Source organism: Ensifer sp. ENS08 (assembly GCF_014852195.1).
GTDB lineage: Bacteria > Pseudomonadota > Alphaproteobacteria > Rhizobiales > Rhizobiaceae > Ensifer > Ensifer adhaerens.
Map to the genome: position 1 here is coordinate 345,923 of NZ_JACVBF010000004.1, position 23,941 is coordinate 369,863.

23 protein-coding genes are annotated in these 23,941 nt (G+C 61.0%); 10 read left to right on the forward strand and 13 right to left on the reverse strand.

Annotated features, from left to right (window positions below):
* Positions 1 to 37: 37 nt before the first annotated feature.
* Positions 38 to 424, reverse strand: coding sequence for an ectoine synthase (locus tag IB272_RS13600; RefSeq protein WP_060521514.1), 387 nt, complete (start codon positions 422 to 424; stop codon positions 38 to 40).
* 143 nt (positions 425 to 567) lie between these two features.
* On the opposite strand from IB272_RS13600, the gene IB272_RS13605 reads away from it, so the two are divergent.
* Complete coding sequence (locus tag IB272_RS13605) at positions 568 to 1,434, forward strand: LysR substrate-binding domain-containing protein (protein ID WP_113135355.1); 867 nt, start codon at positions 568 to 570, stop codon at positions 1,432 to 1,434.
* Positions 1,435 to 1,477: 43 nt separating this feature from the next.
* On the opposite strand, the gene IB272_RS13610 is transcribed toward IB272_RS13605, so the two are convergent.
* Entirely contained in the window at positions 1,478 to 3,385 is a 1,908-nt protein-coding gene (locus IB272_RS13610; RefSeq protein ID WP_060583726.1) for a propionyl-CoA synthetase, read from the reverse strand.
* Positions 3,386 to 3,497: 112 nt separating this feature from the next.
* Positions 3,498 to 4,157 (reverse strand): YggS family pyridoxal phosphate-dependent enzyme, encoded by a 660-nt coding sequence (locus IB272_RS13615; protein WP_060583727.1) that lies wholly within the window; start codon positions 4,155 to 4,157, stop codon positions 3,498 to 3,500.
* Between the two features lie 223 nt (positions 4,158 to 4,380).
* Between IB272_RS13615 and leuS the strand changes: the two genes are divergently transcribed.
* Genes leuS through holA form a run of 3 tightly spaced genes read left to right on the forward strand, consistent with a single transcriptional unit; the run spans position 4,381 to position 8,565 of the window.
* A complete protein-coding gene (gene leuS, locus IB272_RS13620; RefSeq protein ID WP_060583728.1) occupies positions 4,381 to 7,008 on the forward strand; it encodes a leucine--tRNA ligase in 2,628 nt (875 codons plus the stop codon).
* Positions 6,995 to 7,519, forward strand: coding sequence for an LPS assembly lipoprotein LptE (gene lptE / locus IB272_RS13625; RefSeq protein ID WP_034800148.1), 525 nt, complete (start codon positions 6,995 to 6,997; stop codon positions 7,517 to 7,519). Before leuS ends, lptE begins: the two co-directional genes overlap by 14 nt.
* 11 nt (positions 7,520 to 7,530) lie before the next feature.
* The gene (gene holA, locus IB272_RS13630; protein WP_060583729.1) at positions 7,531 to 8,565 is read left to right on the forward strand and encodes a DNA polymerase III subunit delta; all 1,035 of its coding nucleotides are present in this window, start codon (positions 7,531 to 7,533) and stop codon (positions 8,563 to 8,565) included.
* 208 nt (positions 8,566 to 8,773) lie between these two features.
* Here holA and IB272_RS13635 read toward each other — a convergent pair whose 3' ends face one another.
* From IB272_RS13635 to hemE, 8 genes are all read right to left on the reverse strand, one after another.
* Entirely contained in the window at positions 8,774 to 9,664 is an 891-nt protein-coding gene (locus IB272_RS13635) for a ParB/RepB/Spo0J family partition protein (RefSeq protein ID WP_034800146.1), read from the reverse strand.
* A 35-nt stretch (positions 9,665 to 9,699) separates the two neighbouring features.
* Positions 9,700 to 10,494: a ParA family protein gene (locus IB272_RS13640; protein WP_060583730.1), complete on the reverse strand. Its 795-nt coding sequence runs from the start codon at positions 10,492 to 10,494 to the stop codon at positions 9,700 to 9,702.
* 14 nt (positions 10,495 to 10,508) lie between these two features.
* Positions 10,509 to 11,150, reverse strand: a complete 642-nt coding sequence (rsmG, locus tag IB272_RS13645) for a 16S rRNA (guanine(527)-N(7))-methyltransferase RsmG (protein WP_034800144.1) — start codon at positions 11,148 to 11,150, stop codon at positions 10,509 to 10,511.
* Positions 11,147 to 13,030, reverse strand: coding sequence for a tRNA uridine-5-carboxymethylaminomethyl(34) synthesis enzyme MnmG (gene mnmG / locus IB272_RS13650; RefSeq protein WP_113135348.1), 1,884 nt, complete (start codon positions 13,028 to 13,030; stop codon positions 11,147 to 11,149). The genes rsmG and mnmG overlap by 4 nt, the downstream gene beginning before the upstream one ends.
* A 90-nt stretch (positions 13,031 to 13,120) precedes the next feature.
* Positions 13,121 to 14,449, reverse strand: coding sequence for a tRNA uridine-5-carboxymethylaminomethyl(34) synthesis GTPase MnmE (gene mnmE, locus IB272_RS13655; protein WP_060583733.1), 1,329 nt, complete (start codon positions 14,447 to 14,449; stop codon positions 13,121 to 13,123).
* A 369-nt stretch (positions 14,450 to 14,818) separates the two neighbouring features.
* The gene (rho, locus tag IB272_RS13660; protein ID WP_089044254.1) at positions 14,819 to 16,084 is read right to left on the reverse strand and encodes a transcription termination factor Rho; all 1,266 of its coding nucleotides are present in this window, start codon (positions 16,082 to 16,084) and stop codon (positions 14,819 to 14,821) included.
* Positions 16,085 to 16,278: 194 nt separating this feature from the next.
* Positions 16,279 to 16,821, reverse strand: coding sequence for a protoporphyrinogen oxidase HemJ (gene hemJ / locus IB272_RS13665; RefSeq protein WP_089044253.1), 543 nt, complete (start codon positions 16,819 to 16,821; stop codon positions 16,279 to 16,281).
* Complete coding sequence (hemE, locus tag IB272_RS13670) at positions 16,818 to 17,849, reverse strand: uroporphyrinogen decarboxylase (protein WP_060583738.1); 1,032 nt, start codon at positions 17,847 to 17,849, stop codon at positions 16,818 to 16,820. Before hemE ends, hemJ begins: the two co-directional genes overlap by 4 nt.
* 407 nt (positions 17,850 to 18,256) lie before the next feature.
* Here hemE and IB272_RS13675 point away from each other — a divergent pair, with 407 nt between their 5' ends.
* Genes IB272_RS13675 through dnaQ form a run of 5 tightly spaced genes read left to right on the forward strand, consistent with a single transcriptional unit; the run spans position 18,257 to position 21,858 of the window.
* On the forward strand, positions 18,257 to 19,078 hold the full coding sequence (locus IB272_RS13675) for a pyruvate, water dikinase regulatory protein (RefSeq protein WP_034800138.1): 822 nt from the start codon (positions 18,257 to 18,259) through the stop codon (positions 19,076 to 19,078).
* A 31-nt stretch (positions 19,079 to 19,109) separates the two neighbouring features.
* Positions 19,110 to 19,709, forward strand: a complete 600-nt coding sequence (locus IB272_RS13680; RefSeq protein ID WP_060521587.1) for a Maf-like protein — start codon at positions 19,110 to 19,112, stop codon at positions 19,707 to 19,709.
* Positions 19,702 to 20,559: a shikimate dehydrogenase gene (locus tag IB272_RS13685; RefSeq protein ID WP_060583740.1), complete on the forward strand. Its 858-nt coding sequence runs from the start codon at positions 19,702 to 19,704 to the stop codon at positions 20,557 to 20,559. Before IB272_RS13680 ends, IB272_RS13685 begins: the two co-directional genes overlap by 8 nt.
* Positions 20,559 to 21,161 (forward strand): dephospho-CoA kinase, encoded by a 603-nt coding sequence (gene coaE / locus IB272_RS13690; RefSeq protein ID WP_060583744.1) that lies wholly within the window; start codon positions 20,559 to 20,561, stop codon positions 21,159 to 21,161. The genes IB272_RS13685 and coaE overlap by 1 nt, the downstream gene beginning before the upstream one ends.
* Positions 21,154 to 21,858: a DNA polymerase III subunit epsilon gene (gene dnaQ / locus IB272_RS13695; protein ID WP_060583746.1), complete on the forward strand. Its 705-nt coding sequence runs from the start codon at positions 21,154 to 21,156 to the stop codon at positions 21,856 to 21,858. Before coaE ends, dnaQ begins: the two co-directional genes overlap by 8 nt.
* Before the next feature lie 62 nt (positions 21,859 to 21,920).
* Here the strand turns inward: dnaQ and secB are convergent, their stop codons facing one another.
* Complete coding sequence (gene secB, locus IB272_RS13700) at positions 21,921 to 22,418, reverse strand: protein-export chaperone SecB (protein WP_060521526.1); 498 nt, start codon at positions 22,416 to 22,418, stop codon at positions 21,921 to 21,923.
* 181 nt (positions 22,419 to 22,599) lie between these two features.
* Complete coding sequence (locus IB272_RS13705; RefSeq protein ID WP_060583747.1) at positions 22,600 to 23,097, reverse strand: FxsA family protein; 498 nt, start codon at positions 23,095 to 23,097, stop codon at positions 22,600 to 22,602.
* Between the two features lie 130 nt (positions 23,098 to 23,227).
* On the opposite strand from IB272_RS13705, the gene IB272_RS13710 reads away from it, so the two are divergent.
* A complete protein-coding gene (locus IB272_RS13710) occupies positions 23,228 to 23,932 on the forward strand; it encodes a Tim44/TimA family putative adaptor protein (RefSeq protein WP_034800130.1) in 705 nt (234 codons plus the stop codon).
* The last annotated feature ends 9 nt before the right edge of the window (positions 23,933 to 23,941 follow it).

Here is a 23,941-nt window from a genome sequence, read left to right on the forward strand (position 1 = left end):
TCCGGGCTTTTTTGTTGGTCAGTGCTCAGCAACGTGCTCAGTAGGCCGAACCGGATGGATCATTGAGGTTGTGGCGCTCGGTCCCCTTGAGCGGCGGATTGAAAATGCTGACAAGGACCAGATCTTCGTCCTTGCCACCGCGAAGATAGTGTTTGTCGTGCTGGTCCAGCACGTAGATATCACCCTTGTTGATCGGGAAGACCTTGCCCTGCATGTCCTCGACCTCGCCGTGCCCGGCGATGCAATAGCAGGCCTCGAGATGGTTGCGGTACTCGAGCAGCGATACCGTTCCGGCGCGCACCACCGTGTGGCAGACGGTGAAACCCATACCGTCCCTCTCGGTGAGCAGGCGGTGGCTAGTACCGCTGCCCCACTCGACGAAATGATCAGTTGCTTCGATCTGCTGCAGGCTGCGGACGAACATGGGCCTCTCCATCTGTAAATATTCCTAATATCCGCCAACGGAAAAGCTCTCTCCCGCCTCGGTTGGAAGCCCAGTATCCGTTGACATCGACAACCAATCAAACGACGATTCCTCAAGGATTTGATGAGGAAAACTTACAGATGATGTTGCCCCCACTCGGCATGCTGCGCGCCTTCGAAGCCGCAGCGCGTCTGGCGAGCTTCTCCCGCGCCGGTGACGAACTGCATGTGACGCACGCCGCCATCAGTCACCAGATCCGGCTGCTGGAGGCGTGGTTCGGCCGGCCGCTCTTCATGCGCGAGAAGCGTGGGGTCAGTCTGGCGCCGGAGGCGGAGAACCTGTCCGCCGTGTTGACATCGTCATTCGAGCGCATCGCCGCGGAAACGGAGTTGCTGCGGCTGAACGCCAAGGCGCAGGTGAGCGTTGCCTGCATACCCTCGATCGCCACGCGCTGGCTGATCCCGGCACTCGGCGAATTCCTGCAGCGTCACCGCGAGGTGGACGTGAAGGTCGTCTACGCGATGGCCGAGCAGCTATTGCGGGAAACCGGCTGCGACGTCCTCATCACGCTCGGCGCCGACAAGAGCGAGGGGACCCGTTCCGACCGGCTGTTCTCCCGCATCAATCGGCCGGTTGCGAGCCCCCGCTATCTCGAGCGGAAAGGCGCGTTGAGGTCACCAGAGGCAATCGCGTCTGCCGATCTGCTGCACGACGAAACGACGTCACGCTGGCGCGATTGGCTGGCAAGAGCAGGGCAGGAGACCACGCAGACGTTGCGTGGCCCGGTTTTCCAGGATTTCAATCTTCTGGCGACGGCGGTCATTGCCGGCCATGGCGTGGCGCTTTGCCCGGTCGAAGTCTTCCGCCGCGAAATCGAAAACGGTGACCTGGTGATCCTGTCCGATGTCGCCACCCTGGAGGACGAGAGCTACTTCCTGATCACCAAAGTCACACGCTCGAAGGCGGCAGCCAGTTTCGCCGATTGGTTCGCGGCCGTTGTGCACGCCTAATACGGAACGCACCTCGCAGATTCATGAGCCGGCTTAGCAATCGTTATACACCGATGCCGCGCCCATGCAGCGCAACGGTGATTTCGTCGAGGATGACTGGATCGTCGATCGTCGCGGGCATCTTCCAGGGCTGGCGGTCAGCGATCTTCTGGATCGTAGCGCGCAGGATCTTTCCCGACCGCGTCTTGGGCAGCCGCTTGACGCAGATCGCCAGGCGGAAGGCGGCAACAGGTCCGATGCGTTCGCGCACGAGGCTGATGACCTCGCGCTCGATCTCTGACGTTTCACGGGAAACATTGGAGTTGATGACGAGGAAGCCGGCCGGTACCTGGCCTTTCAGGTCGTCGGCAATGCCGATCACGGCGCATTCGGCAACATCGGGGTGGCTGGCGCAGACCTCCTCCATCGCTCCGGTGGAGAGGCGATGGCCAGCCACGTTGATGATGTCATCCGTCCGCGCCATGATGAAGATGTAACCATCCTCATCGAGGTAGCCGGCATCGGCAGTCTTGTAGTAGCCGGGAAACTCGTCGAGATAGGCCGCACGGAACCGATGGTCAGCATTCCAAAGCGTCGGCAGGCAGCCGGGCGGCAGCGGCAGCTTTACCACCACATTGCCGAGCGTACCGGCGCCAACCGGATGTCCGGCATCGTCGAGAATCTGGACGTCGTATCCCGGCAGCGGAACCGCCGGAGAACCGTACTTTACCGGCAGGAGCCCGAGCCCCATCGGATTTCCCGCCACGGGCCATCCCGTTTCCGTCTGCCACCAATGGTCGATGACGGGCACGCCGAGCGCGTTTTCTGCCCATTGGATCGTGTCGGGATCCGCCCGTTCTCCGGCAAGAAACAACGCGCGGAATTTCGACAGGTCGTATCGGCGAACGTGGGAAGCCTCCGGATCTTCCTTGCGGATCGCTCTCAGCGCCGTCGGCGCGGTGAACATCACCACGACGCCGTGTTCGGCAATGATGCGCCAATAGGTGCCTGGATCCGGCGTGCCGACCGGCTTGCCTTCGAACAGGATCGAGGTGCTGCCGTTGAGGAGCGGACCATACACGATATAGGAATGGCCAACGACCCAGCCGATATCGGACGCAGCCCAGAACACTTCGCCCGGCTGCACGCCGAAGAAATTCTCCATCGACCATTTGAGCGCGACCATGTGGCCGCCATTGTCGCGCACCACGCCCTTGGGCTGGCCGGTCGTGCCCGACGTGTAGAGCACATAGAGCGGATCGGTCGAGGCGACCGGAGTACAGCCGACCTCTTCTCCCGCCTGCTTGGCCGCCGCCAAAGCCGCAGCGAAATCGAGGTCGCGTCCCTCGGTCATGGCGGCTTCCGCCATCTCGCGTTGGAAGACGAGGCAACGGGCCGGCTTGTGGGTCGCGATGTCGAGCGCCGCATCCAGCAGCGGCTTGTAGGCCACGGTGCGCCCAGGTTCGATGCCGCAGCTTGCGGACACAATGAGCTTGGCCTGGCAATCGTCGATGCGTACGGCGAGCTCGTTGGCGGCAAAACCGCCGAAAACCACGGAATGCACGGCGCCGATGCGCGCAGCCGCCAGCATAGCAGCCGCCGCCTGCGGGATCATCGGCATATAGATGATGATCCGGTCGCCCTTGCCGACGCCGAGTTTCCGGTAGACGGCGGCAAGCGCTGCTACATCGCCGAGCAGAGACGCATAGGAGATGCGCTCGACCCGCCCGGTGACGGGACTGTCATAGATGAAGGCGATTTGCTCGCCACGGCCTGCGGCCACATGGCGATCCAGGCAATTGTAGCAGGTATTGGTGATGCCTTCGGCGAACCAGTGCCCATAGATGCCAGCGTCCGCATCAAACGCACGTGCCGGTCTTTCAAACCAGTCGATCGCATTGGCGGCATTTGACCAGAAACTCTGCGGGTCCGATTTCCAGCCCGCGTACACGTCGGCATAGCGACTCGCCATGTCCGTTCCTCCCTGCGCACATTGCCGGACATGTCCGGCCTCCTCGTGCACAAGGATAGGCTAATGAGAGACGAGGGGAACCCCGACGAAAGCGGTATGTGACGAACGGACCTCAGCGCGCGCCGAAAATGGCCGAACCGACGCGAACGCCGGTGGCGCCGAACTGGACGGCCGTCTCGAAGTCGCCTGACATGCCCATCGACAGCTTCTCGAGCTTGCAGGCAGCAGCCAGCTTCGCGAGCAGGGCAAAATGCGGGCCGGGATTTTCTTCCACCGGCGGAATGCACATCAGCCCCTCGATCGAAAGACCCAGCTCGTTGCGGCAGAGATCCACGAAGGCAACGGTCTCCTCCGGCGCGATGCCGGCCTTCTGCGGCTCCAGCCCGGTGTTGACCTGGACGTAGAGCCTAAGCGCCCGGCCCTGCCTCTGCATTTCGGCCGCAAGCGCGCGGGCGATTTTTTCGCGATCGACCGTCTCGATGACATCGAACAGCGCGACGGCTTCTGCCGCCTTGTTCGACTGCAGCGGGCCGATCAGGTGCAGTTCGAGACCGGATGTCTCGGCCTTCAGCTCCGGCCACTTGCCCTGCGCTTCCTGCACGCGGTTCTCGCCGAAGACCCGCTGCCCGGCGGCAATCACCGGGCGGATGGCGTCGGCGTCGAAGGTCTTGGAAACAGCGACCAGCGTGACGGCACCCTTGGCGCGACCGGCAGACTTCTCCGCTGCCTGAATCCGGCTCACGACATCCTGCAACCGCTCTTGAACTTCCATGGACCTGCTCTCCGACACGGGATTTCCAAACCACTGACCGAGCGGCTTAGGCAAAGTTGAGCCGATTGCCAAGGCCGCTCCGCCATGGACCGGCTCAAATCCGCCAAAGTGTCGCGGCAAACCCTTCAAAAACTTGACCGTCAGGCGGTTTCGTGGTGAAGGTCACCCCAACTATCATGAGGCGCCACTATGCGCCGCAGAACTTCCGGAACATCGAAAAGACATGTCTAGCGAACGATACAATCCGCGTGATGCCGAGCCCCGTTGGCAGCAGGAATGGGACAAGAACGAGGTCTTCCAGACCGAGAACGACGATCCGCGCGAAAAGTACTATGTGCTCGAGATGTTCCCCTATCCCTCGGGCCGCATCCACATGGGCCACGTGCGCAACTACACCATGGGTGACGTGGTAGCGCGCTACAAGCGCGCCCGCGGCTTCAACGTGCTGCATCCGATGGGTTGGGACGCCTTCGGGATGCCGGCCGAAAACGCCGCAATGGAGCGTGGCGTGCACCCGGCCAGCTGGACCTACCAGAACATCGCCTCGATGAAGGCGCAGCTGAAGGTTATGGGCCTGTCGCTCGACTGGAACCGCGAGTTCGCCACCTGTGACCCCGCCTATTACCAGCGCCAGCAGTACCTGTTCCTGGACTTCCTGGAAAAGGGCCTCGTCTACCGCAAGCAGTCCAAGGTCAACTGGGACCCGGTCGACAACACCGTGCTCGCCAACGAGCAGGTGATCGACGGCCGTGGCTGGCGCTCCGGCGCGCTGGTCGAACAGCGCGAACTGACCCAATGGTTCTTCCGCATCACCGACTTCAGCCAGGAACTGCTCGACGCGCTCGATACGCTGGATCAGTGGCCCGAGAAGGTGCGCCTGATGCAGAAGAACTGGATCGGCCGCTCCGAGGGCCTGTCGCTGCGTTGGGAAATCGTCGAAGGCACCGCCGGCGACGCAACCGAGCTCACCGTCTACACCACCCGTCCGGACACGCTCTTCGGCGCCTCCTTCCTGGCGATCGCCGCCGATCACCCGCTGGCAAGGCAGGTGGCGGCCAGCAACCCTGAGGTCGATGCATTCTGCGAGGAATGCCGCCGCGCCGGCACCTCCCTTGCCGCGCTGGAAACGGCAGAGAAGAAGGGTATCGACACCGGTATCCGTGCCAAGCATCCGCTCGATCCGAGCTGGGAGCTGCCGGTTTATGTCGCCAATTTCGTCCTGATGGACTACGGCACGGGCGCCATCTTCGGCTGCCCCTCCGGCGACCAGCGCGACCTCGATTTCGCGCGCAAATATGACCTGCCGGTCGTTCCCGTCGTCATGCCGAGGGACGGCGATGCCGCGACCTTCGCCATTGGTGACGAGGCCTATATCGGCGACGGCGTGATGATCAACTCGCGCTTCCTCGACGGCCTGTCGACGGAAGACGCTTTCGAGACCGTTGCTTCGAAGCTCGAGAAGGAAATGCTCGACGGTGCGCCGCGTGCCGAGCGCAAGGTCAATTTCCGCCTGCGCGACTGGGGCATCTCGCGCCAGCGCTACTGGGGCTGCCCGATCCCGGTCATCCATTGCGAGGACTGCGGCGTCGTACCAGTTCCGAAAGCCGACCTGCCGGTCGTGCTGCCACCGGACGTTACCTTCGACAAGCCGGGCAATCCGCTCGACCGTCACGCCACCTGGCGCCACGTCGCCTGCCCGCACTGCGGCAAGGACGCCCGTCGCGAGACCGACACGATGGACACCTTCGTCGATTCGTCCTGGTATTTCACGCGCTTCACCGCACCCTGGGAAGACAATCCGACCGACCCCAAGGTCGCCAACCACTGGCTGCCGGTCGATCAGTACATCGGCGGTATCGAGCACGCCATCCTGCATCTGCTCTATTCGCGCTTCTTCACCCGCGCGATGAAGGCCACCGGCCATGTTGCCGTCGACGAGCCGTTCAAGGGCCTGTTCACGCAGGGCATGGTCGTGCATGAAACCTATAGCCGCGGCGAAGGCGCCCAGCGCGAATGGGTGACGCCGGCCGAGATCCGCATCGAGGAGATCGATGGACGCCGTAGCGCGACGCTGATCGAAACCGGTGAGGAAGTCACCATCGGCTCGATCGAGAAGATGTCGAAGTCGAAGAAGAACGTCGTCGATCCCGACGACATCATCGCTTCCTATGGCGCTGATACCGCCCGCTTCTTCGTTCTCTCCGATTCGCCGCCGGATCGTGACGTGATCTGGTCGGAAGCCGGTGTCGAAGGATCGCATCGCTTCTTGCAGCGCGTGTGGCGTCTGATCAGCGAAGCGGCCGAGAAGCTGCGGGCAATCGAGGCCGCCCCGGCGCTCGAAGGCGAGGCTCTCGCTGTTTCGCAAGCCGCGCACAAGACGCTGCGCGCGGTCGAGGCCGACTACGACAAGCTTGCCTTCAACAAGGCCGTGGCGCGCATCTACGAGCTCGTGAACACGCTTGCCGCACCGCTGACCCAGGTAGCAGCCGGCAAGGCCGACGCGGCCCTGGCGGGGGCTGTGAAGGATGCGACGACGATCCTGATCAACCTCATCGCACCGATGATGCCGCACCTCGCCGAGGAATGCTGGCGCGAGGTCGGGGGCGAGGGCCTGATTGCGGAACGCGGCTGGCCGGCGTTCAACCCCGCTCTGGTCGTCGAGAACGAAATCACCATGCCGGTGCAGATCAATGGCAAGAAGCGCGCCGATTTGACAATCGCTCGCGATGCGGATCAGAGTGCGATCGAAAGCGCCGTCCTGGCGCTCGATGCCGTCAAGTCCGCGCTCAACGGCAGCAGCCCCAAGAAAATCATCGTCGTGCCCCAGAGGATCGTCAATGTCGTTGTCTGATAGAGCTGGTTTCCGTATCCGGTCGATTCCGGTTCTGGCTGGCGCGCTCATGTTGACCGCGCTCGCCGGCTGCCAGGTCCGGCCGCTCTATTCCGACCCGGTCGGCACCTCGACGGCACTGGCGGCGATCGAGATTTCCGAAGCCACCGACCGTGTCGAGCAGGAAGTGCGTAACGCGCTGATCTTCCTGGCCGCAGGTGGTCAGGGCGAGCCCGTGAATCCGCAGTATCACCTGGCGCTCACCGTCACCCACCGGTCGATGGGCGTGCTCTACGATCAGGCCAAGGACCGCGCCGGCGCCGGCCGTATCGTCGTCAAGGCGGACTACAATCTGACGAAGATCGGTACGGGCGAGACCATCAAGTCCGGCAACCGCACGGCCGTTGCTCTCGTTGACTTCCCGGTCCAGGAATTTGCCAAGGTGCGCGCCGTTCGTGACGGTGAAAACCGCGCAGCCAAGGAACTCGCCGAGTTGATCCGGGCCGACATCGCCGCGGCTCTCAGCCGCTAACGGGTGTCGGCATGAGCGAGGTCAAGTCGCACGAATTCGACTCCTTTCTCCAGAAGTCAGCCGGAGTCTACCGGCTTTTCATCCTCTACGGGCCCGACCGCGGGCTCGTCTCCGAGCGTGCCTCTGCAATCGCCGCCCGTTGCGGCGTGCCGCTCGACGATCCGTTTTCCCTGTTGAAGCTCGATGTCAGTGAACTGACGCAATCGCCCGGGCGGCTGCTCGATGAAGTAAACTCGATCGGCCTCTTCGGTGGAGAAAAGCTCGTCTGGGTCCGTGGCGCAGCCAATGAAAAGCCGCTGGTCGATGCGTTGCAGATCCTTTCGTCCGAGCCACCGACCGAAAGCTATGTGATCGTCGAAGCCGGCGACCTCAAGAAGGGGTCCGCACTTCGAAAGATCGGCGAGAGCGCGCGTTCGGTCGCCTGTATCGCCTGCTACAGTGACGACGCGCGCAGCCTGCAAGCGCTGATCGACAAGGAACTCGGCGACGAGAAGCTGGGCATCAGCACCGCAGCACGGCAACGATTGCTGGAGGCGCTCGGTGGCGACCGCCTGGCCTCACGTAACGAGCTGCGCAAGCTTGCGCTCTACTGCCGTGGCAAGTCCACGGTGGACGAAGAAGACGTGCTCGATATCGTTGGGGATGCCAGCGCCATCTCCGTCGACGATGCCGTCGATGCCGTGCTGAAGGGCGACCTCGATGGATTGCTGCATGCGATGCAGAAGATCACTACATCCAAGACGCCGGCCTTTCTGGTGCTGCAGGCGTGCCTGCGCCAGTTTCAGCAGCTCGATGTGATGCGCGCCGAGATGGATGCAAGCCGCCAGCAGGCGGGGCAAGTGATCGCCACGCTGGGGCGTGGGCTGCACTTTCGCCGCAAGCCGATCGTCGAGGCAGCCTTGAAGCATTGGTCGAGCCCGGCCATCCGCCGCGAGCTCAATCGCCTGCAGACGACTATCTTTCAGAGCCGCAGCCGTGCGAGCCTGGAGGAAAGCCTGGTGCTGCAGAACCTGATGGCGATCGCGGTGCAATCGGCGCGACGCTGACCTGCCTCTGTCGACCCGGTCCCGTTGCCGCAGCCTAGTGTTCGAATTTCGCCAACAGGTCTTCAGGCTGCATGAGGGAGATGGGTGGACCTCGCCGTCCGAAATTCAACTGGACGCCAAAAGATCTCATTATATCAAATAATTAGGCGCGCCGCTCGTTGGAGCGACGCGCCATCAATACGCCAAAGCAAAAATTCGCAGGAGTGGCTTATCGCCGTTCGAGCAGCCGGCAGATTTCTTCCAGTTGATCCAGCGTCTTGTAGGCGATGCGCAAATGACCACCGGACGCCTTGTGGTTCACGGTAACCTCAAGCCCGAGGCTATCCGACAACGTGCGCTCGAGCGCTAGCGTATCGGCATCCTTCTCGTCGCGACGGACGGTCTTGCCGTAATTCGGATCGTTCTGCGCGCGAATATCGTTCTGCGCGATGCGCTCGGCGTCACGCACCGAGAGCCCCTTGGCAATGATCGTCCGGGCGAGGGTAGCCGGATCCGAGGTCGGAATGAGTGCACGGGCATGTCCAGCCGAAAGCGCGCCTTCCGACAACATGTCCCGAACAGGTTCCGGCAGTTTCAAAAGACGCAGGCTATTGGCGACATGGCTTCGGCTCTTGCCGATGATCTCGCCGAGATCGTTCTGCGTATAGCCGTGCTCGGCGATCAACTGCTCGTAGCCAAGCGCTTCGTCGAGCGGATTGAGATCCGAGCGCTGGACGTTTTCGACGATAGCGATTTCAAGCGCCGTGCGATCGTCAACGTCGCGAATGATAACCGGGATTTCGGTGAACCCGGCCAGTTGTGCGGCACGCCAGCGGCGCTCGCCGGCGATGATCTCGTAGCGATCGACGCCGATGGTGCGAGCAACGACAGGCTGGACAATACCATGCTGACGGATCGAATTGGCGAGATCCTGGAGTTCGGCTTCGTCGAACTGACGACGCGGGTTGCGCGGGTTGCGCGATACGAACTCGATCGGCACGCGCCGATCCGGATTGACCGGGGCAGGGGCAGCTGCCCCTGTTTGCAACGGCTGATCCATCTCGCCGATCAACGCGGCCAGTCCGCGACCAAGCCGCCTCTTCGAGCTATCGTCGTTCATATCGTCACCCGAGTTAAATTACGCTACCGAAATGATTATGCCGCCTTGCGCTGCCGCTCGCGTTGAATGACTTCGGAGGCCAGTTGCAGATAGGCCTGACTGCCAGCGCACTTCAGATCATAAAGAATGGCCGGCTTGCCATAGGAAGGCGCTTCCGAGACGCGAACATTGCGCGGGATCAGGGTGTGGTAGACCTTGTCGCCGAGATGCGTCCGCACATCGCTAACAACCTGCTGTGCCAGGTTGTTGCGCGAATCGAACATGGTCAGCACGATGCCCTGGATATCCAAGCTCGGATTCACGGTTCGGCGAATCTGATCCACAGTCTCCAGCAGCTGGCTCAGACCCTCGAGCGCGAAGAACTCGCACTGAAGAGGGACAAGTACCGAATGGGCGGCCGCCATCGCGTTCATCGTCAGCAAGTTGAACGATGGTGGGCAATCGACGAGCACGTAGGAATATTCCATCGCGGCGGGGCTAACCAAGGCCTTGCGTAAGCGGAAGACACGATCCGGTTCCTGCGAAATTTCCATCTCGACGCCGAGAAGGTCCATGGTCGATGGAATGATCGAGAGATTCGGAACGGCTGTCTGCTGAGCGATCTCGCCGATCCCGTACGATCCCATCATCAGCTCATAGGATGACAGGTTCCGATCGCGGCGTTGAATGCCGAGCCCGGTGCTGGCGTTGCCTTGCGGGTCCAGATCAACGATCAGAACGTGTTCGCCGATAGCCGCCAATGCGGTCGCCAAATTGATGGCGGTCGTGGTTTTGCCGACGCCGCCTTTCTGATTTGCGATTGTGATGATCCGGTTTTTGCCACCAAACATGTTTCCGCTCGCGATCACTGGGCCCTGCGCGCCAGATTTGCGATCTCGAGCACGACAGAATCCGGCTCGACCACGCTTGGATGTTTTACCAGATCAAACTGATAGCGGCCAACGGCTTTGTCGATTTCGCGCTGGTAATCCCGCCCTTTGTGGAAGTAGGCGACCGCTTTCTGCTCCTTCGCCGTCATCCATGGCGCAGAATAGTCGAGCAGCAAGGTCAAATCCGCGAGCGCGCGCGCCGAAACCGCGTCCGCGCGGGGAATCAATGCGCCTGCTTCTTCGATTCGAACCGGGTGAACCGAGCCGCGCGCACCCGTTTCGGCCAGAGCTACACGCAGAAAGGCAGCCTTCTTGTTGTTGCTTTCAACGAGATGGACCCAACCGTCGCCAAGTTCGGCGAGATAGATCGCCGTGATGACACCTGGAAAGCCGCCACCGCTGCCGAGATCGACCCAGGTCTTCGGACCGGGCGACAACTGCGCGAGCTGCAAGCTATCGACAATGTGCCGACGCCAAAGATCCTCGATAGTGGACGGCGCAACGAGATTGATCGACTTCGCCCACTTCTGAAAGAGCTTGGCAAAATGCTCCAGCCGTTCATTCGTTTCACGTGAAACACGCAGTCCGTTCAACACATCGATTGGACTCGCCTTCATTGTACGCCGGCCTTTTCTACACGCTCTACGGTTCGGTTCTGTCGCTTCACCCACGCCAGGATCAGCGATGCTGCTGCCGGCGTCATACCGTCGACCTTCATCACGTGAGCCAGATTGCGGGGCGCCTGCTGCTTCAGCTTCTGCTTCAACTCGTTGGAGAGGCCCGAGAGCATATCGAAGTCGAAGCCATCGGGTATGGCAAGATTTTCCTCGCGCTGAATGCCGGCGATATCCGCTGCCTGCCGATCCATATAGACCGCATAGACCGCATCGATCTCAAGCGCCTCAACGACGCGCGGACCAATCGACAACAGCTCGGGCCAGATGGGCTGCAAGCCGGCAATCGACTGATCGGGATAGGACAGGATCTCGAAAGCAGTGCGCCGTTGGCCATCCTGGTTGAGCTTAAGGCCATGACGGTTACCTTCAGCCGGGGTTACCGAGAGGCTTTTCAACAGGGCACGCCCTTCGTCGAAACGCGCGCGCCAATCGACAAAGCGTTCGCGCCGCGCAGCCGAGATGCAGCCGACCTCCATTGCAAGCGGTGTCAGGCGCGCATCGGCATTGTCGGCCCGCAGCGACAATCGATACTCCGCGCGGGAGGTGAACATGCGATAGGGCTCGGTGATTCCACGCGACGTCAGGTCGTCGATCATGACACCAATATAGGACTGCGTTCGGCTGAACACGATTTCGGGACGGTTGGTCGCGGCCAAAGCGGCGTTCAAGCCGGCAACAAGACCTTGCGCCCCGGCTTCCTCATAGCCGGTGGTACCGTTGATTTGCCCGGCGAGGAAAAGCCCTGGCATCTTGCGGACGGCAAGGGTCGCGTTCAGTTCACGCGGGTCGACGTGATCGTACTCGATGGCATAACCAGGCTGCAGTATCGCGACATTCTCCAATCCTGGGATCGTCTTGATAAAGGCTTCCTGGATGTCAGCCGGCAGCGACGTCGAAATGCCGTTCGGGTAGATCGTATCGTCGTCGAGACCCTCCGGTTCCAGGAAGATCTGGTGACCATCACGCTCGCCGAATCGTACGATCTTGTCCTCGATGGACGGACAATAGCGCGGTCCGACACCCTCGATCTGTCCCGAGTACATCGCCGACTTGCCGATATTGTCGGTAATAATCTTGTGCGTCTCTTCCGTCGTCCGCGTCACACCGCAATCGATCTGGCGATTCACGATCCCGTCGGTCATGAACGAGAAGGGCACAGGATCTTCGTCTGGACCTTGCCGGCCAACACGCGCCCAGTCGATGGTGCGTCCATCCAGGCGGGCGGGCGTTCCGGTCTTCAGGCGGCCGAGCCGCAACCCAAAACGCAGCAACGTTCCCGAGAGCCCGACGGACGGTTCCTCACCGACGCGACCGGCCGGTATCTTCTGATCGCCAATATGGATGAGACCCTTCAAGAACGTGCCCGTCGTCAGAACAACGGAGTTCGCTTGAAAGCTGCGGCCGTCCTTCATGACGACACCGTGGATGCGGCCTTGCTCTTCCAGAAGGTCGAAGGCGTCGCCCTCGATAACGGTCAGATTCTCGATGGCAGCGATCTCCCGCTGCATGGCTTCGCGATAAAGGCGGCGATCGGCTTGCGTACGCGGTCCGCGCACCGCCGGACCCTTACGGCGGTTGAGCAAACGAAACTGAATACCGCCGGCATCAGCGACGCGCCCCATCAAGCCGTCCATCGCGTCGATCTCGCGGACCAGATGTCCTTTTCCCAAGCCGCCGATCGCCGGGTTGCAGGACATAACGCCGATCGTGGATGCCTTGTGCGTGATCAACGCGGTGTTGGCGCCCAGACGCGCAGCCGCAGCCGCGGCTTCGCAGCCGGCATGGCCACCGCCAATGACGATTACGTCAAATTGCATCATTGCCTCTTCTCCGGGGTTGACCCGGCACGAATCGTTTCACGTGAAACACGACGAAGGACTCGCACACGTTGTATTACTCTGGCCTACTGGTTATTTCCCGATACAGAATTCAGAAAATATCACATCGAGAAGGTTCTCAACATCCACGCGGCCGGTTATCCGTCCAATTGCGTCACCAGCAAGGCGCAACAGTTCCGCGCGTATATCCAGCCCCAAGTCCTGCCTTGCCAAGCTGTCGTCGATCGACCGCTGCGCCTGCCGGAGACTATCGACATGGCGCCGCCGCGAAGGCAGCGACAGCGAGGTCCGCCCACTGAGATCCGGCAGATGCGCCGCGATCGCGTCCAGCAGACCCTCCATGCCTTCGCCGCTTTTCGTCGAGACCAACACATCCGCGGAACCTTCGCACCAAAGATCACTGCCGCGATCAATTTTGGTTCCGACACGTAGCACGGGCGTCGCGTCGGATGCGAGGTCGGACGCGATATCAAAACCATCGGGCGTTTCGGCCAGTAGCAAGATCAGATCCGCTCGCTCGATAATTTCTCGTGCGCGACGAATACCTTCTTGTTCTACTTTCTCGTCGGTTTCCCGCAGCCCCGCCGTATCGTAGAGCTTAACGGAGAATCCGGCTAAGGAAAGGTCCACGGAAAGAACGTCGCGGGTCGTACCGGCAATCTCGGTGACGATTGCAATGTCACGCTGGGCCAGTGCATTGAGCAAACTCGACTTGCCGGCGTTCGGCGCACCGGCGATGACGATCTTCAGGCCGTCGCGGATGATCTCCGCGATCGGCGCATCGGCAATATGTGCTGCTATCTCTTGCGACAGCATGGACATATCCTGCCAGATGCGCTCGCTGACCGAGCCCGGCACATCGTCTTCATCGGCAAAATCGAGCTCGGCCTCGATCATCGCCCGCGCATGGGTCAAGCGCTTCGCCCAGCCGGCATAGATCTTTGATTGTCCACCGCCGGAGTGTTCGATAGCGAGCCGGCGCTGCATCTCGGTTTCCGCAGCAATCAGGTCGGCGAGACCCTCCACCTCGACCAGGTCAAGCTTGCCGTTCTGGAAGGCGCGGCGCGAAAACTCACCGGCTTCCGCATGGCGCAAACCCTCGAGCTTCGAGAGTTCCTCAAGCAAGGCGTTTACTGCCGCCCGACCACCATGGATCTGAAGCTCGGCGCAGTCTTCTCCTGTAAAGGAGGCAGGTCCGCGAAAATAGAGAACAAGGCCGCTGTCGATGACATCGCCGTTACGGGACCGAATCGATCTCAATGTCGCCGACCGAGGTGTTGGCACACCACCACACAACGCCTGCAACACCGCTTCGGTGCGCCCGCCGCTGATACGCACGACTGCGACGCCGGCGGGCAGAGATCCGCTGGAAAGCGCATAAATCGTGTGCGTCGCTGTCATGGGCTCACCTGAAAAGACCGCGGACACGCAGGGCGCGTCGATGGTCGATGCAATGGGGATCGTCGAAGTTCCGGACCGGATCGTTCCGCTTCGCGGAGCGCGCTCACGCGGGGCAAACGCTATCTCAATGGGTCGGCGTGCTTATGCCGAAAGAATGCCGAAATTTCAAGGCCTCGCCGCATCCTCGTATTTCACGGTGGGTAGGTGTTTCACGTGAATCAGCAGAAACGGTGTCTGTCTGATTGCGGGCCTAGTCGGAGATTGTTGCGAAACCGAATCGAATGACCGGAGAATCCGGCTAAGGTTTTGAAACGAGAAAACCGGCCGACGCGTGGTCGACCGGTCCCGAAGTCGGATGATGAACGCGTCTTAGGTGTTCATCGAGTCGAAGAAATCGCCGTTGTTCTTCGTCTGCTTGAGCTTGTCGATGAGGAACTCGATTGCGTCGGTCGTGCCCATCGGCGCCAGAATACGGCGCAGCACGAAGATCTTTTGCAGATCCTGGCGCGGAACGAGCAGGTCTTCCTTACGCGTACCGGACTTGAGAATGTCCATCGCCGGGAAGATGCGCTTGTCGGCGACCTTGCGGTCGAGCACGATTTCCGAGTTGCCTGTGCCCTTGAACTCTTCGAAGATCACTTCGTCCATGCGGCTGCCGGTGTCGATCAGCGCCGTCGCGATGATCGTCAACGAGCCGCCTTCTTCGATGTTACGGGCGGCACCGAAGAAGCGCTTCGGGCGCTGCAGAGCATTGGCGTCGACACCACCGGTCAAGACCTTGCCCGATGACGGAACAACGGTGTTGTAGGCGCGGCCGAGGCGGGTGATCGAGTCAAGCAGGATAACGACGTCACGGCCGTGTTCCACGAGGCGCTTGGCCTTTTCGATCACCATCTCGGCGACCTGTACGTGGCGGGTCGCCGGCTCATCGAAGGTCGAGGACACGACTTCGCCCTTCACCGAGCGCTGCATGTCCGTCACTTCTTCGGGACGTTCGTCGATCAGGAGAACGATCAGGTAGCATTCCGGATGGTTCGCGGTGATCGAATGGGCGATGTTCTGCAGGAGAACAGTCTTACCGGTGCGCGGCGGAGCGACGATGAGGCCGCGCTGGCCTTTGCCGAGCGGCGCAACCAGGTCGATGACCCGGGCCGACAGATCCTTCGAGGTCGGAACGTCGAGTTCCATCTTGAAGCGCTCGTTCGGGTAAAGCGGCGTCAGGTTGTCGAAGTGAACCTTGTGACGGATCTTTTCCGGATCATCGAAGTTGATGGTGTTGACCTTGAGGAGGGCGAAGTAGCGCTCGCCTTCCTTCGGTCCGCGGATCGGACCCTCGACCGTGTCGCCGGTCTTCAGCGAGAAGCGGCGGATCTGGGAGGGCGAGATGTAGATATCGTCCGGACCGGGGAGGTAGTTTGCATTCGCCGAGCGCAGAAAGCCGAAGCCGTCCTGGAGCACTTCAACGACGCCTTCACCGATAATCTCGATATCCTGGGCCGCGAGCATCTTGAGGATTGCGAACATCAGCTCCTGCTTGCGCATCGTGCTGGCGTTCTCCACCTCGAGCTCCTCGGCGAAAGCGAGCAGATCGGTCGGCGTCTTGTTCTTGAGTTCTTGTAGCTTCATTTCAGCCATGAAGGATCCATGTTTGGTATGGGTAGTGGGGAGATGGCGAGTATTCGTTAGGGAGCTGCAGCAGGAAGGGGCAGGCTCTTGTCTTTGTCACAAGCCATGAAGAGGAGATGGCAGAAAATAGCGATTCACGTGAAACCCTGCAAGGGGCTGTCGCAAATTAGAAACGCCTATGACAGGCCGCAAATCGATTAAATTCAGAATGGCTTCACGACGACCATGATGACGATGAGGATCATCAAGAGGGTAGGCGCCTCGTTCATCAACCGCCAATAGCGCGCATCGTGCCTGTTCTCGTCGCGCTGAAAGGCGCGCACAGCACGGCTGAAACGCATGTGGACACCGGTCAGCAGCACCACGAACAGAAGCTTGGCATGCAGCCAGCCACCCTGGAAGCCATAAACGCTCCAGGCCAGATAAAGCCCGAGCACCCAGGAAATCATCATGGCCGGGTTCATGATGACCTTCAGGAGCCGCAACTCCATCATCTTGAAGGTTTCCGACTGGGCGGAGCCGGGCTCCGCATCCGTGTGGTAGATGAACAGCCTGGGCATGTAGAGCAACGCCGCCATCCACGACATCACGGCGATAACATGCAGCGCCTTGATCCAGAGATAGAGATCATCCGGGCGCCAGACGAACAGACCGACGAGAAGCGCCACGAACGCACCAAGCGCGATCGCTGCCCTGAGCCGCGCCCTGTTGCCCGGCGCCCGGTCGGTCTGCTTCTCCGCCATCACCGCGCTCCACGAACCCGGGCAACCAGCGCCGAGACATGATCGGGATCGGCCTGCGGCGTTATGCCATGGCCGAGATTGAAGATCAGCGGACCGTGACCGAGTGCGTCGAGAATGCGGTCAATGCCTTCCTCAAGCGCCACGCCGCCGGCAACGACCCGCATCGGATCGAGATTGCCCTGTATCGGCCCTTCCTTCTGCAGATCCTTCGCAAAGGAAAGCGGAACGGTCCAGTCGAGACCGATCGCGTCAGCACCGGTCGCCTGCCGATATCCGTTCAACAGCTGCCCCGCGCCCTTCGCAAAGGCGATGATCCTTGCCTGCGGCCGCTGCGCCCGAACGGAGGCGATGATCCGCTGCACCGGCTTGACGGCGTAGCGGGCGAATTCCTCCTCACCGAGAACACCTGCCCAGGAATCGAAGATCTGCACGGCATCGGCGCCGGCATCGATCTGTCGCACGAGATATTCAGCCGATACATCCGCCAGAAAGGCGAGCAGATGATCGAAGGCCTCGGGATTGCGATACGCGAAGAGACGGGCAGGGGCCTGGTCCGGCGTCCCCTGGCCGGCGATCATATAGGTCGCAACCGTCCAGGGAGCGCCACAGAAGCCGAGCAGCGTCGTTTCCGAGGGAAGCTCTGCGCGCAACCGCGAAACCGTCTCAAAGACCGGCTGGAGGTGTTCAGAGATGCCCTCAGGCTTCAGGAGACGGATACCATCAGCATCGATCGGGTCCATTCGTGGCCCATGGCCTTCCTCGAAGCGCACGTTGCGTTTCAGCGCATCGGGAATGACCAGGATGTCGGAGAAGAGAATGGCGGCATCGAAAGCGTAGCGACGGATCGGCTGCAACGTGACCTCGACTGCGAGATCGGGCGTGTAGCAAAGATCGAGGAAGCTTCCGGCTACGGCGCGCGTTGTCCTGTACTCGGGCAGGTAGCGTCCCGCCTGGCGCATGAGCCAGATCGGAGGAGGTGACACCGTCTTCCCTGCCAAAACCTCCAGAACCTTTCTGCGTGTTTCGGTCACGGATCGTCTCTCCCAATTTAAAATCAAAGATATTTAGAAGGTTTCTATTTCTTAGAGTCGGTGGGTATCAAGGATTAAAACAACGCACTGACTTGTCCACGACCGGCGGTCACGACGCCCGGCTAAGGGAGAATGAGTCCGATCTCTGGAAAAACAACGTGGTCAATCTCAGAAAGGCATTTTGAATCAGTTCTTTAAGTCGCTTTCGATTTTTGACGCGCCTGTGGAAAAGCAGTTGATATGCGTGACACTTTGTCCGCGCCGTGAGTCTTGTCCACATCCGCCGCGAAACAATGTCCGCCGCAGCCCCAATTGTGAATAACTCGGCTGTTTTCCACTTGCCTGGATCCAGGCCCCGTCGTTAGCTGTGTTTCATCCCGGCTTATCAACAGCACCAGGAGAATTGCGTGGAGAACAAGAAAAACTACTTCCACCTTCACCTGATTTCGGACTCAACGGGCGAGACTCTGATTGCTGCCGGGCGCGCCGCCGCGGCCCAATTTCAAAGCTCGCATGCGCTCGAGCACGTCTATCCGCTGATCCGGAACCGCAAACAGCTGCTGCAGGTTCTCGACGCGATCGACGGCGCACCGGGCATCGTTCTCTATACAATCGTCGACCGCGAACTCGCCGATATCATCGATCGCCGTTGCCGCGAGATGGGCGTCCCTTGCGTCTCCGTGCTGGATCCCATCATCGACCTCTTTCAGTCCTATCTGGGATCCCCGTCGCGGCGGAGATCCGGTGCTCAGCATGTGATGGATGCGGAATATTTCGCGCGCATCGACGCGCTCAATTTCACCATGGACCATGACGACGGTCAGCTGCCGGCCGATTTCGACGACGCGGATGTCGTCCTCATTGGCATCAGCCGGACGTCGAAGACGCCGACCAGCATCTATCTCGCCAACCGCGGCATCAAGACAGCGAACATCCCGATCGTCCCCGGCGTACCGTTGCCTGAAAGATTGATGGAAGCGACGAAGCCGCTCGTCGTCGGGTTGATCGCGACGGCCGACCGTATCTCGCAAGTGCGCCAGCACCGGGTGCTCGGAACGACGCAAGGCTTTCACGGCGATGAGTACACCGACAAGGCCTCGATCACCGAGGAACTGAAATATGCCCGGTCGCTCTGTGCGCGCAACAATTGGCCCGTCATCGATGTCACCCGCCGTTCGATAGAGGAAACGGCAGCGGCAATCGTTGCCCTGCGTCCACGTCTGCGTTAGAGCGGATTCGAACAATTCGGGAACTTGAATGATGACATCTTCGCTCGTCCTGGCTTCGGCCAGCCCGTTTCGCCGGGCGCTCCTGGAGAATGCCGGCCTGGTCTTTGAAGCGAAGGCAGCCGAGATCGACGAGCGCGCGCTGGAAAAGCCGCTTGAGGATAAGGGCGCTGCGCCCGAAACGGTTGCGCTCGAACTGGCGGAAGCAAAGGCACGCGATGTCGCCAGGTATTTCGCAGACGCGCTGGTGATCGGTTCCGATCAGACAATGTCATTGGGGTCGCGGGTCTACCACAAGCCGAAGACCATGGCGGAAGCCGCCGCACATCTGCTTTCGCTCTCCGGCCAGACGCACCGCCTGAACAGTGCCGTCGTCCTTTTGCGTGGCGAAGACGTCATCTGGCGCCATGTGTCTTCTGCCCACATGACCGTGCGCCCGCTGACGGCAGATTTCGTCGAGCGTCATCTAGAGCGTGTCGGCGAAAAGGCGCTTTCGAGCGTCGGCGCCTACCAGCTGGAAGGCGAGGGCATCCAGCTCTTCGAAAAGATCGAGGGCGACTACTTCACCATCCTCGGTCTCCCGATGCTGCCGCTGCTTGCCAAACTCCGTGAACTGGGAACGATCGATGCGTGATTCACGTGAAACATTTGTTAACCACGCCTTCGTCACCGGCTATCCGATCAAGCATTCCCGGTCGCCGTTGATCCATGGCTATTGGCTGAAACAGCTCGGTCTGCCCGGCAGCTATCGAGCGCACGAGGTCAAGCCGGAAGAATTCGCCGCCTTCATTGCCAGCCTCAAGGACGGGACATCCGGTTTCTGCGGCGGCAATGTGACCATCCCGCACAAGGAAGTGGCCTGTCGGCTGGTGGATCAGCCGGATGAGCTCAGCCAGGAACTCGGCGCCGCCAACACGCTCTGGGTTCAGGACGGAAAGGTGCATGCCACCAATACCGACGGCCGCGGCTTCGTTGCCAACCTCGACGAGCGGGCGGCCGGCTGGGACCGGACGTCGACGGCAGTCATTCTCGGCGCCGGCGGTGCCAGCCGGGCGATCATCCAGGCTGTTCGTGATCGCGGCATCAAGACGATCCATGTCGTCAATCGCACCGTCGAACGGGCGCAGGAACTTGCCGACCGGTTCGGTCCGGCGGTGGAAGCCCATCCGATGGGCGCACTCAAGGACGTGATGACCGGCGCAGGCCTGTTCATCAATACCACCTCGCTCGGCATGGACGGCAGCGAAGCACCGGCGATCGACTTCGGCGTTATGGCTTCGAGCGCAGTCGTCACGGATATTGTCTATGTTCCGTTGAAGACGCCGATCCTGGCGCAGGCAGAGGTGCAGGGCCTTGCGATCGTCGACGGTTTGGGCATGCTTCTGCACCAGGCGGTGCCCGGCTTCGAACTCTGGTTCGGCTGTCGGCCGATGGTGGACGCCGACCTTCGACAATTGATTATCGACGACATGGACAGGCACTGATGATTATCCTTGGGCTCACCGGATCAATTGCCATGGGCAAGTCGACGACCGCCCAGATGTTTCGCGACTTCGGCGTCCCGGTGAACGATGCCGACGAGGTCGTGCATCAGCTCTATAGCGGCGAGGCGGTGGCGCCGGTGGAAGCGGCGTTTCCCGGAAGCACGAGAGATGGAAAAGTCGATCGCGCCGAGCTCTCGCGCCAGCTTATGCAGGCGCCGGAACGGCTGCGCGAGCTTGAGGCGATCGTCCATCCGCTGGTGCGCGGCAAGGAGCAGGAGTTCCTCGCGGAAAACCAGGCCGCCAGCGCGCCCTTCGTCGTCCTCGACATTCCTCTCCTGTTTGAAACGGGTGCGGACAAGCGGGTCGATCGCGTCGTCGTCGTGACCTGTTCGGTCGAGCTTCAGCGCCAAAGGGCGCTGAAGCGCCCAGGAATGACCGAGGAAAAACTTGCGATGATCCTTGCGCGTCAGGTGCCGGACAGCGAAAAGCGTAAACGCGCCGACTACATCATCGATACCAGCGACAGTTTCGACGTCACCCGGGCCCAGGTGAAGGCCGTCGTCGACCAACTCGCAGCCAGCAACGGAGACGCGGATGCGTGAGATCATCTTCGATACGGAAACGACAGGCCTCGACAATCGCGAGGACCGGGTGATCGAAATCGGCGGTGTCGAGCTCGAGAACCAATTTCCGACCGGCCGCACGCTGCACATCTTCATCAATCCCGGCAACCGCAAGGTTCACCCGGATGCGCTCGCCATCCACGGGATCACCGACGAGTCCCTGAAGGACAAGCCGCCATTTGCCGATGTGGTCGACCAGATCCTCGAGTTTTTCGGCGACGCCCGTTGGGTCGCGCACAACGCCACCTTCGACATGGGCTTCATCAACGCCGAGTTTGCGCGTCTGGGCATGCCGCCGATCGCCATCGAGCGCGTGACCGACACGCTGGCGCTTGCCCGCCGCAAACACCCGATGGGGCCGAACTCGCTGGACGCGCTTTGCCGTCGCTACGGTATCGACAACTCGCACCGCGCCAAGCACGGCGCGCTTCTCGACTCCGAACTGCTGGCGGAAGTCTACATCGAGATGATCGGCGGCCGTCAGGCAGCACTCGGCCTTGTGTCCAGCAGATCGACCGATCAGGCAATCGAACTCGACGACGCGCCGATCCTTGTCGGCCAGCGGCCGCGTCCCTTGCCGAACCGGCTCTCGGAGGCGGACCTGGCCGCCCACGCGGCGTTGATCGCGAAGATCGGCGCCAAGGCGATCTGGGCAAAATACGACCCCCAGGACTAAGGCAGATACGAAAAAGCCCGGCACATCGGCCGGGCTTTTCGTTTCAGCAATCTGGAATTCGATCAGTTTGCGGTTTCGTTCGAAACCTGGGCGCGGACCTTTTCTTCGGCCATGCGCTGAGCGAACATCTGCGCGAAATCGATCGGGTCGATCATCAGCGGCGGGAAGCCGCCGTTGCGGGTTGCGTCGGCAACGATCTGACGGGCGAACGGGAACAGCAGGCGCGGGCACTCGATGAAGAGCAGCGGCAGCATGTGCTCCTGCGGGAAGCCGGCAACGCGGAAGACGCCGCCATAGGCGAGCTCGACGTTGAACAGGACGCGGTCGCCGTCCTTGGCTTCTGCGTTCAGCGAGAGCACGACGTCGAAATCGTTCTCTGCGAGCGGGTTGGCATTGACGTTGACGTTGATATTGATCGACGGCGCCTTGTCACGGGCCTGCAGCGAACGCGGCGCGCCCGGGTTTTCGAAGGAAAGGTCCTTGATATACTGGGCGAGGATGTTCAGCGTCGGGCTCTGCTGCGCGCTGCCGTTGCCGTTGGATGCGGTATCAGTCGTCATAAGGGTTCCTCGACAAAAATAGGTGAGGCCATCTAGCATTTCGGCCTAGGGCTTACAACCCTGCGGGCCTGGCGCTTTCCAGCGGGCGCTGGGTTTCTGCTCCAAGCGGAAAGCTGAAAGCATGCTCCGGAATATGGGCGATAGAGTGCCGTTCGCGCATTCTGTCACCGTGGCCTCTTGGCTAGGGCTGGCGGCGATCGCCGACCTGCGGCGGATCCTCGTCGTCCGTTCGCGAGAATTCGCCCTCATCGAGATCGATGACGCGCGGCGAGGGGCGCGATTCGTGCGGCCGTGTCCAGCCGGCACCGGATGCCGCGGTCACGATCGTCATTCGCTTGCGCAGGAAACCGGCAACCGCATTTCGAACGAAAGGCAGAAACAGCAGGAGGCCGATCACGTCGCTGACGAAGCCCGGCACCACCAGCAGGATCGCCGCGACGAACAACAATGCGCCGCCAAGCACCTCCCGGCCCGGGTCGCTACCGTTGCGCGTGGCGTCCTGCATTCGCCGAATGACGGTAAATCCCTGGACTCTCAGCAGGATAACGCCGACAAATGCACTGGCAAGAACCAGCAGCAACGTCATCAGGAGGCCGATCTCTCGGCCAACGACAACGAAACCGGCGATCTCGGCCAGCGGAAGCCCGAGGATGGCAAGGGGGATAAGAAATGAACGCATCGATGCTGCCCGAAAATGAAACCTGGTGTCACATCCCCGTCTAAGGGTGCGACATCGCCATTTGAATGATCTATCCTTGCGGACTATATGGAATAGCCACGAGAAATTCTAACAGCGGTTCCGGGTGGAAATGGGCTCTTTTGACTTCATCACGTTTTTTTTCCTGATCGCCGCGGTGGTCATTTTCCTGCAACTGCGCAGCGTCTTGGGCCGCCGGACCGGGAGCGAGCGGCCGCCGTTCGATCCGTATTCGCCACGCGACATGAGCCAGGGGCCGGAAAACGGCGACAAGGGCAAGGTCGTGCAGCTGCCGCGCCGCGAGAATGCGGACGAAGAAGCAAACCGCTACGAAATGATCGACGCTTTCGCCAAGACCGGAACGACGCTCAACACCCAGTTGCGGGCGCTGAGCGACGCGGATCAGGGTTTCGATCCCAAGGAATTCGTCAACGGCGCCAAGATGGCCTACGAGATGATCGTCATGGCTTTCGCGGATGGCGACCGAAAGACGCTGAAGAATCTGCTGTCCCGCGAGGTCTATGAAGGCTTCGACGCGGCGATCACCGATCGCGAGCGCAAGGGCGAAGTCGTCAAGTCCACCTTCGTCGGCATCGACAAGGCAGACATCATTCACGCCGAAGTGAAGGACAGCGAAGAGAACATCACCGTTCGCATCGTCAGCCAGCTGATTTCGGCGACCTATGACAAGCAGGGCGGCCTGATTGACGGCGACGCCGAGTCGGTTGCGGAGGTCAACGATCTCTGGACCTTCGCGCGCGACATTCGTTCGCGGGATCCGAACTGGAAGCTGATCGCCACCGAATCCGAAAACTGAGCGGACGCG

Bases quoted from the DNA above. Each gene is read 5' to 3' on its own strand.
- holA (WP_060583729.1), top strand. From the start codon at position 7,531: ATGAGCGAGGTCAAGTCGCACGAATTCGACTCCTTTCTCCAGAAGTCA.
- IB272_RS13705 (WP_060583747.1), bottom strand. From the start codon at position 23,097: ATGCGTTCATTTCTTATCCCCCTTGCCATCCTCGGGCTTCCGCTGGCC.
- rsmG (WP_034800144.1), bottom strand. From the start codon at position 11,150: ATGAAGGCGAGTCCAATCGATGTGTTGAACGGACTGCGTGTTTCACGT.
- IB272_RS13685 (WP_060583740.1), top strand. From the start codon at position 19,702: ATGCGTGATTCACGTGAAACATTTGTTAACCACGCCTTCGTCACCGGC.
- IB272_RS13635 (WP_034800146.1), bottom strand. From the start codon at position 9,664: ATGAACGACGATAGCTCGAAGAGGCGGCTTGGTCGCGGACTGGCCGCG.
- IB272_RS13610 (WP_060583726.1), bottom strand. From the start codon at position 3,385: ATGGCGAGTCGCTATGCCGACGTGTACGCGGGCTGGAAATCGGACCCG.
- dnaQ (WP_060583746.1), top strand. From the start codon at position 21,154: ATGCGTGAGATCATCTTCGATACGGAAACGACAGGCCTCGACAATCGC.
- lptE (WP_034800148.1), top strand. From the start codon at position 6,995: ATGTCGTTGTCTGATAGAGCTGGTTTCCGTATCCGGTCGATTCCGGTT.
- secB (WP_060521526.1), bottom strand. From the start codon at position 22,418: ATGACGACTGATACCGCATCCAACGGCAACGGCAGCGCGCAGCAGAGC.
- coaE (WP_060583744.1), top strand. From the start codon at position 20,559: ATGATTATCCTTGGGCTCACCGGATCAATTGCCATGGGCAAGTCGACG.
- IB272_RS13710 (WP_034800130.1), top strand. From the start codon at position 23,228: ATGGGCTCTTTTGACTTCATCACGTTTTTTTTCCTGATCGCCGCGGTG.
- leuS (WP_060583728.1), top strand. From the start codon at position 4,381: ATGTCTAGCGAACGATACAATCCGCGTGATGCCGAGCCCCGTTGGCAG.
- mnmE (WP_060583733.1), bottom strand. From the start codon at position 14,449: ATGACAGCGACGCACACGATTTATGCGCTTTCCAGCGGATCTCTGCCC.
- IB272_RS13680 (WP_060521587.1), top strand. From the start codon at position 19,110: ATGACATCTTCGCTCGTCCTGGCTTCGGCCAGCCCGTTTCGCCGGGCG.
- IB272_RS13640 (WP_060583730.1), bottom strand. From the start codon at position 10,494: ATGTTTGGTGGCAAAAACCGGATCATCACAATCGCAAATCAGAAAGGC.
- IB272_RS13605 (WP_113135355.1), top strand. From the start codon at position 568: ATGTTGCCCCCACTCGGCATGCTGCGCGCCTTCGAAGCCGCAGCGCGT.
- IB272_RS13600 (WP_060521514.1), bottom strand. From the start codon at position 424: ATGTTCGTCCGCAGCCTGCAGCAGATCGAAGCAACTGATCATTTCGTC.
- rho (WP_089044254.1), bottom strand. From the start codon at position 16,084: ATGGCTGAAATGAAGCTACAAGAACTCAAGAACAAGACGCCGACCGAT.
- mnmG (WP_113135348.1), bottom strand. From the start codon at position 13,030: ATGATGCAATTTGACGTAATCGTCATTGGCGGTGGCCATGCCGGCTGC.
- IB272_RS13615 (WP_060583727.1), bottom strand. From the start codon at position 4,157: ATGGAAGTTCAAGAGCGGTTGCAGGATGTCGTGAGCCGGATTCAGGCA.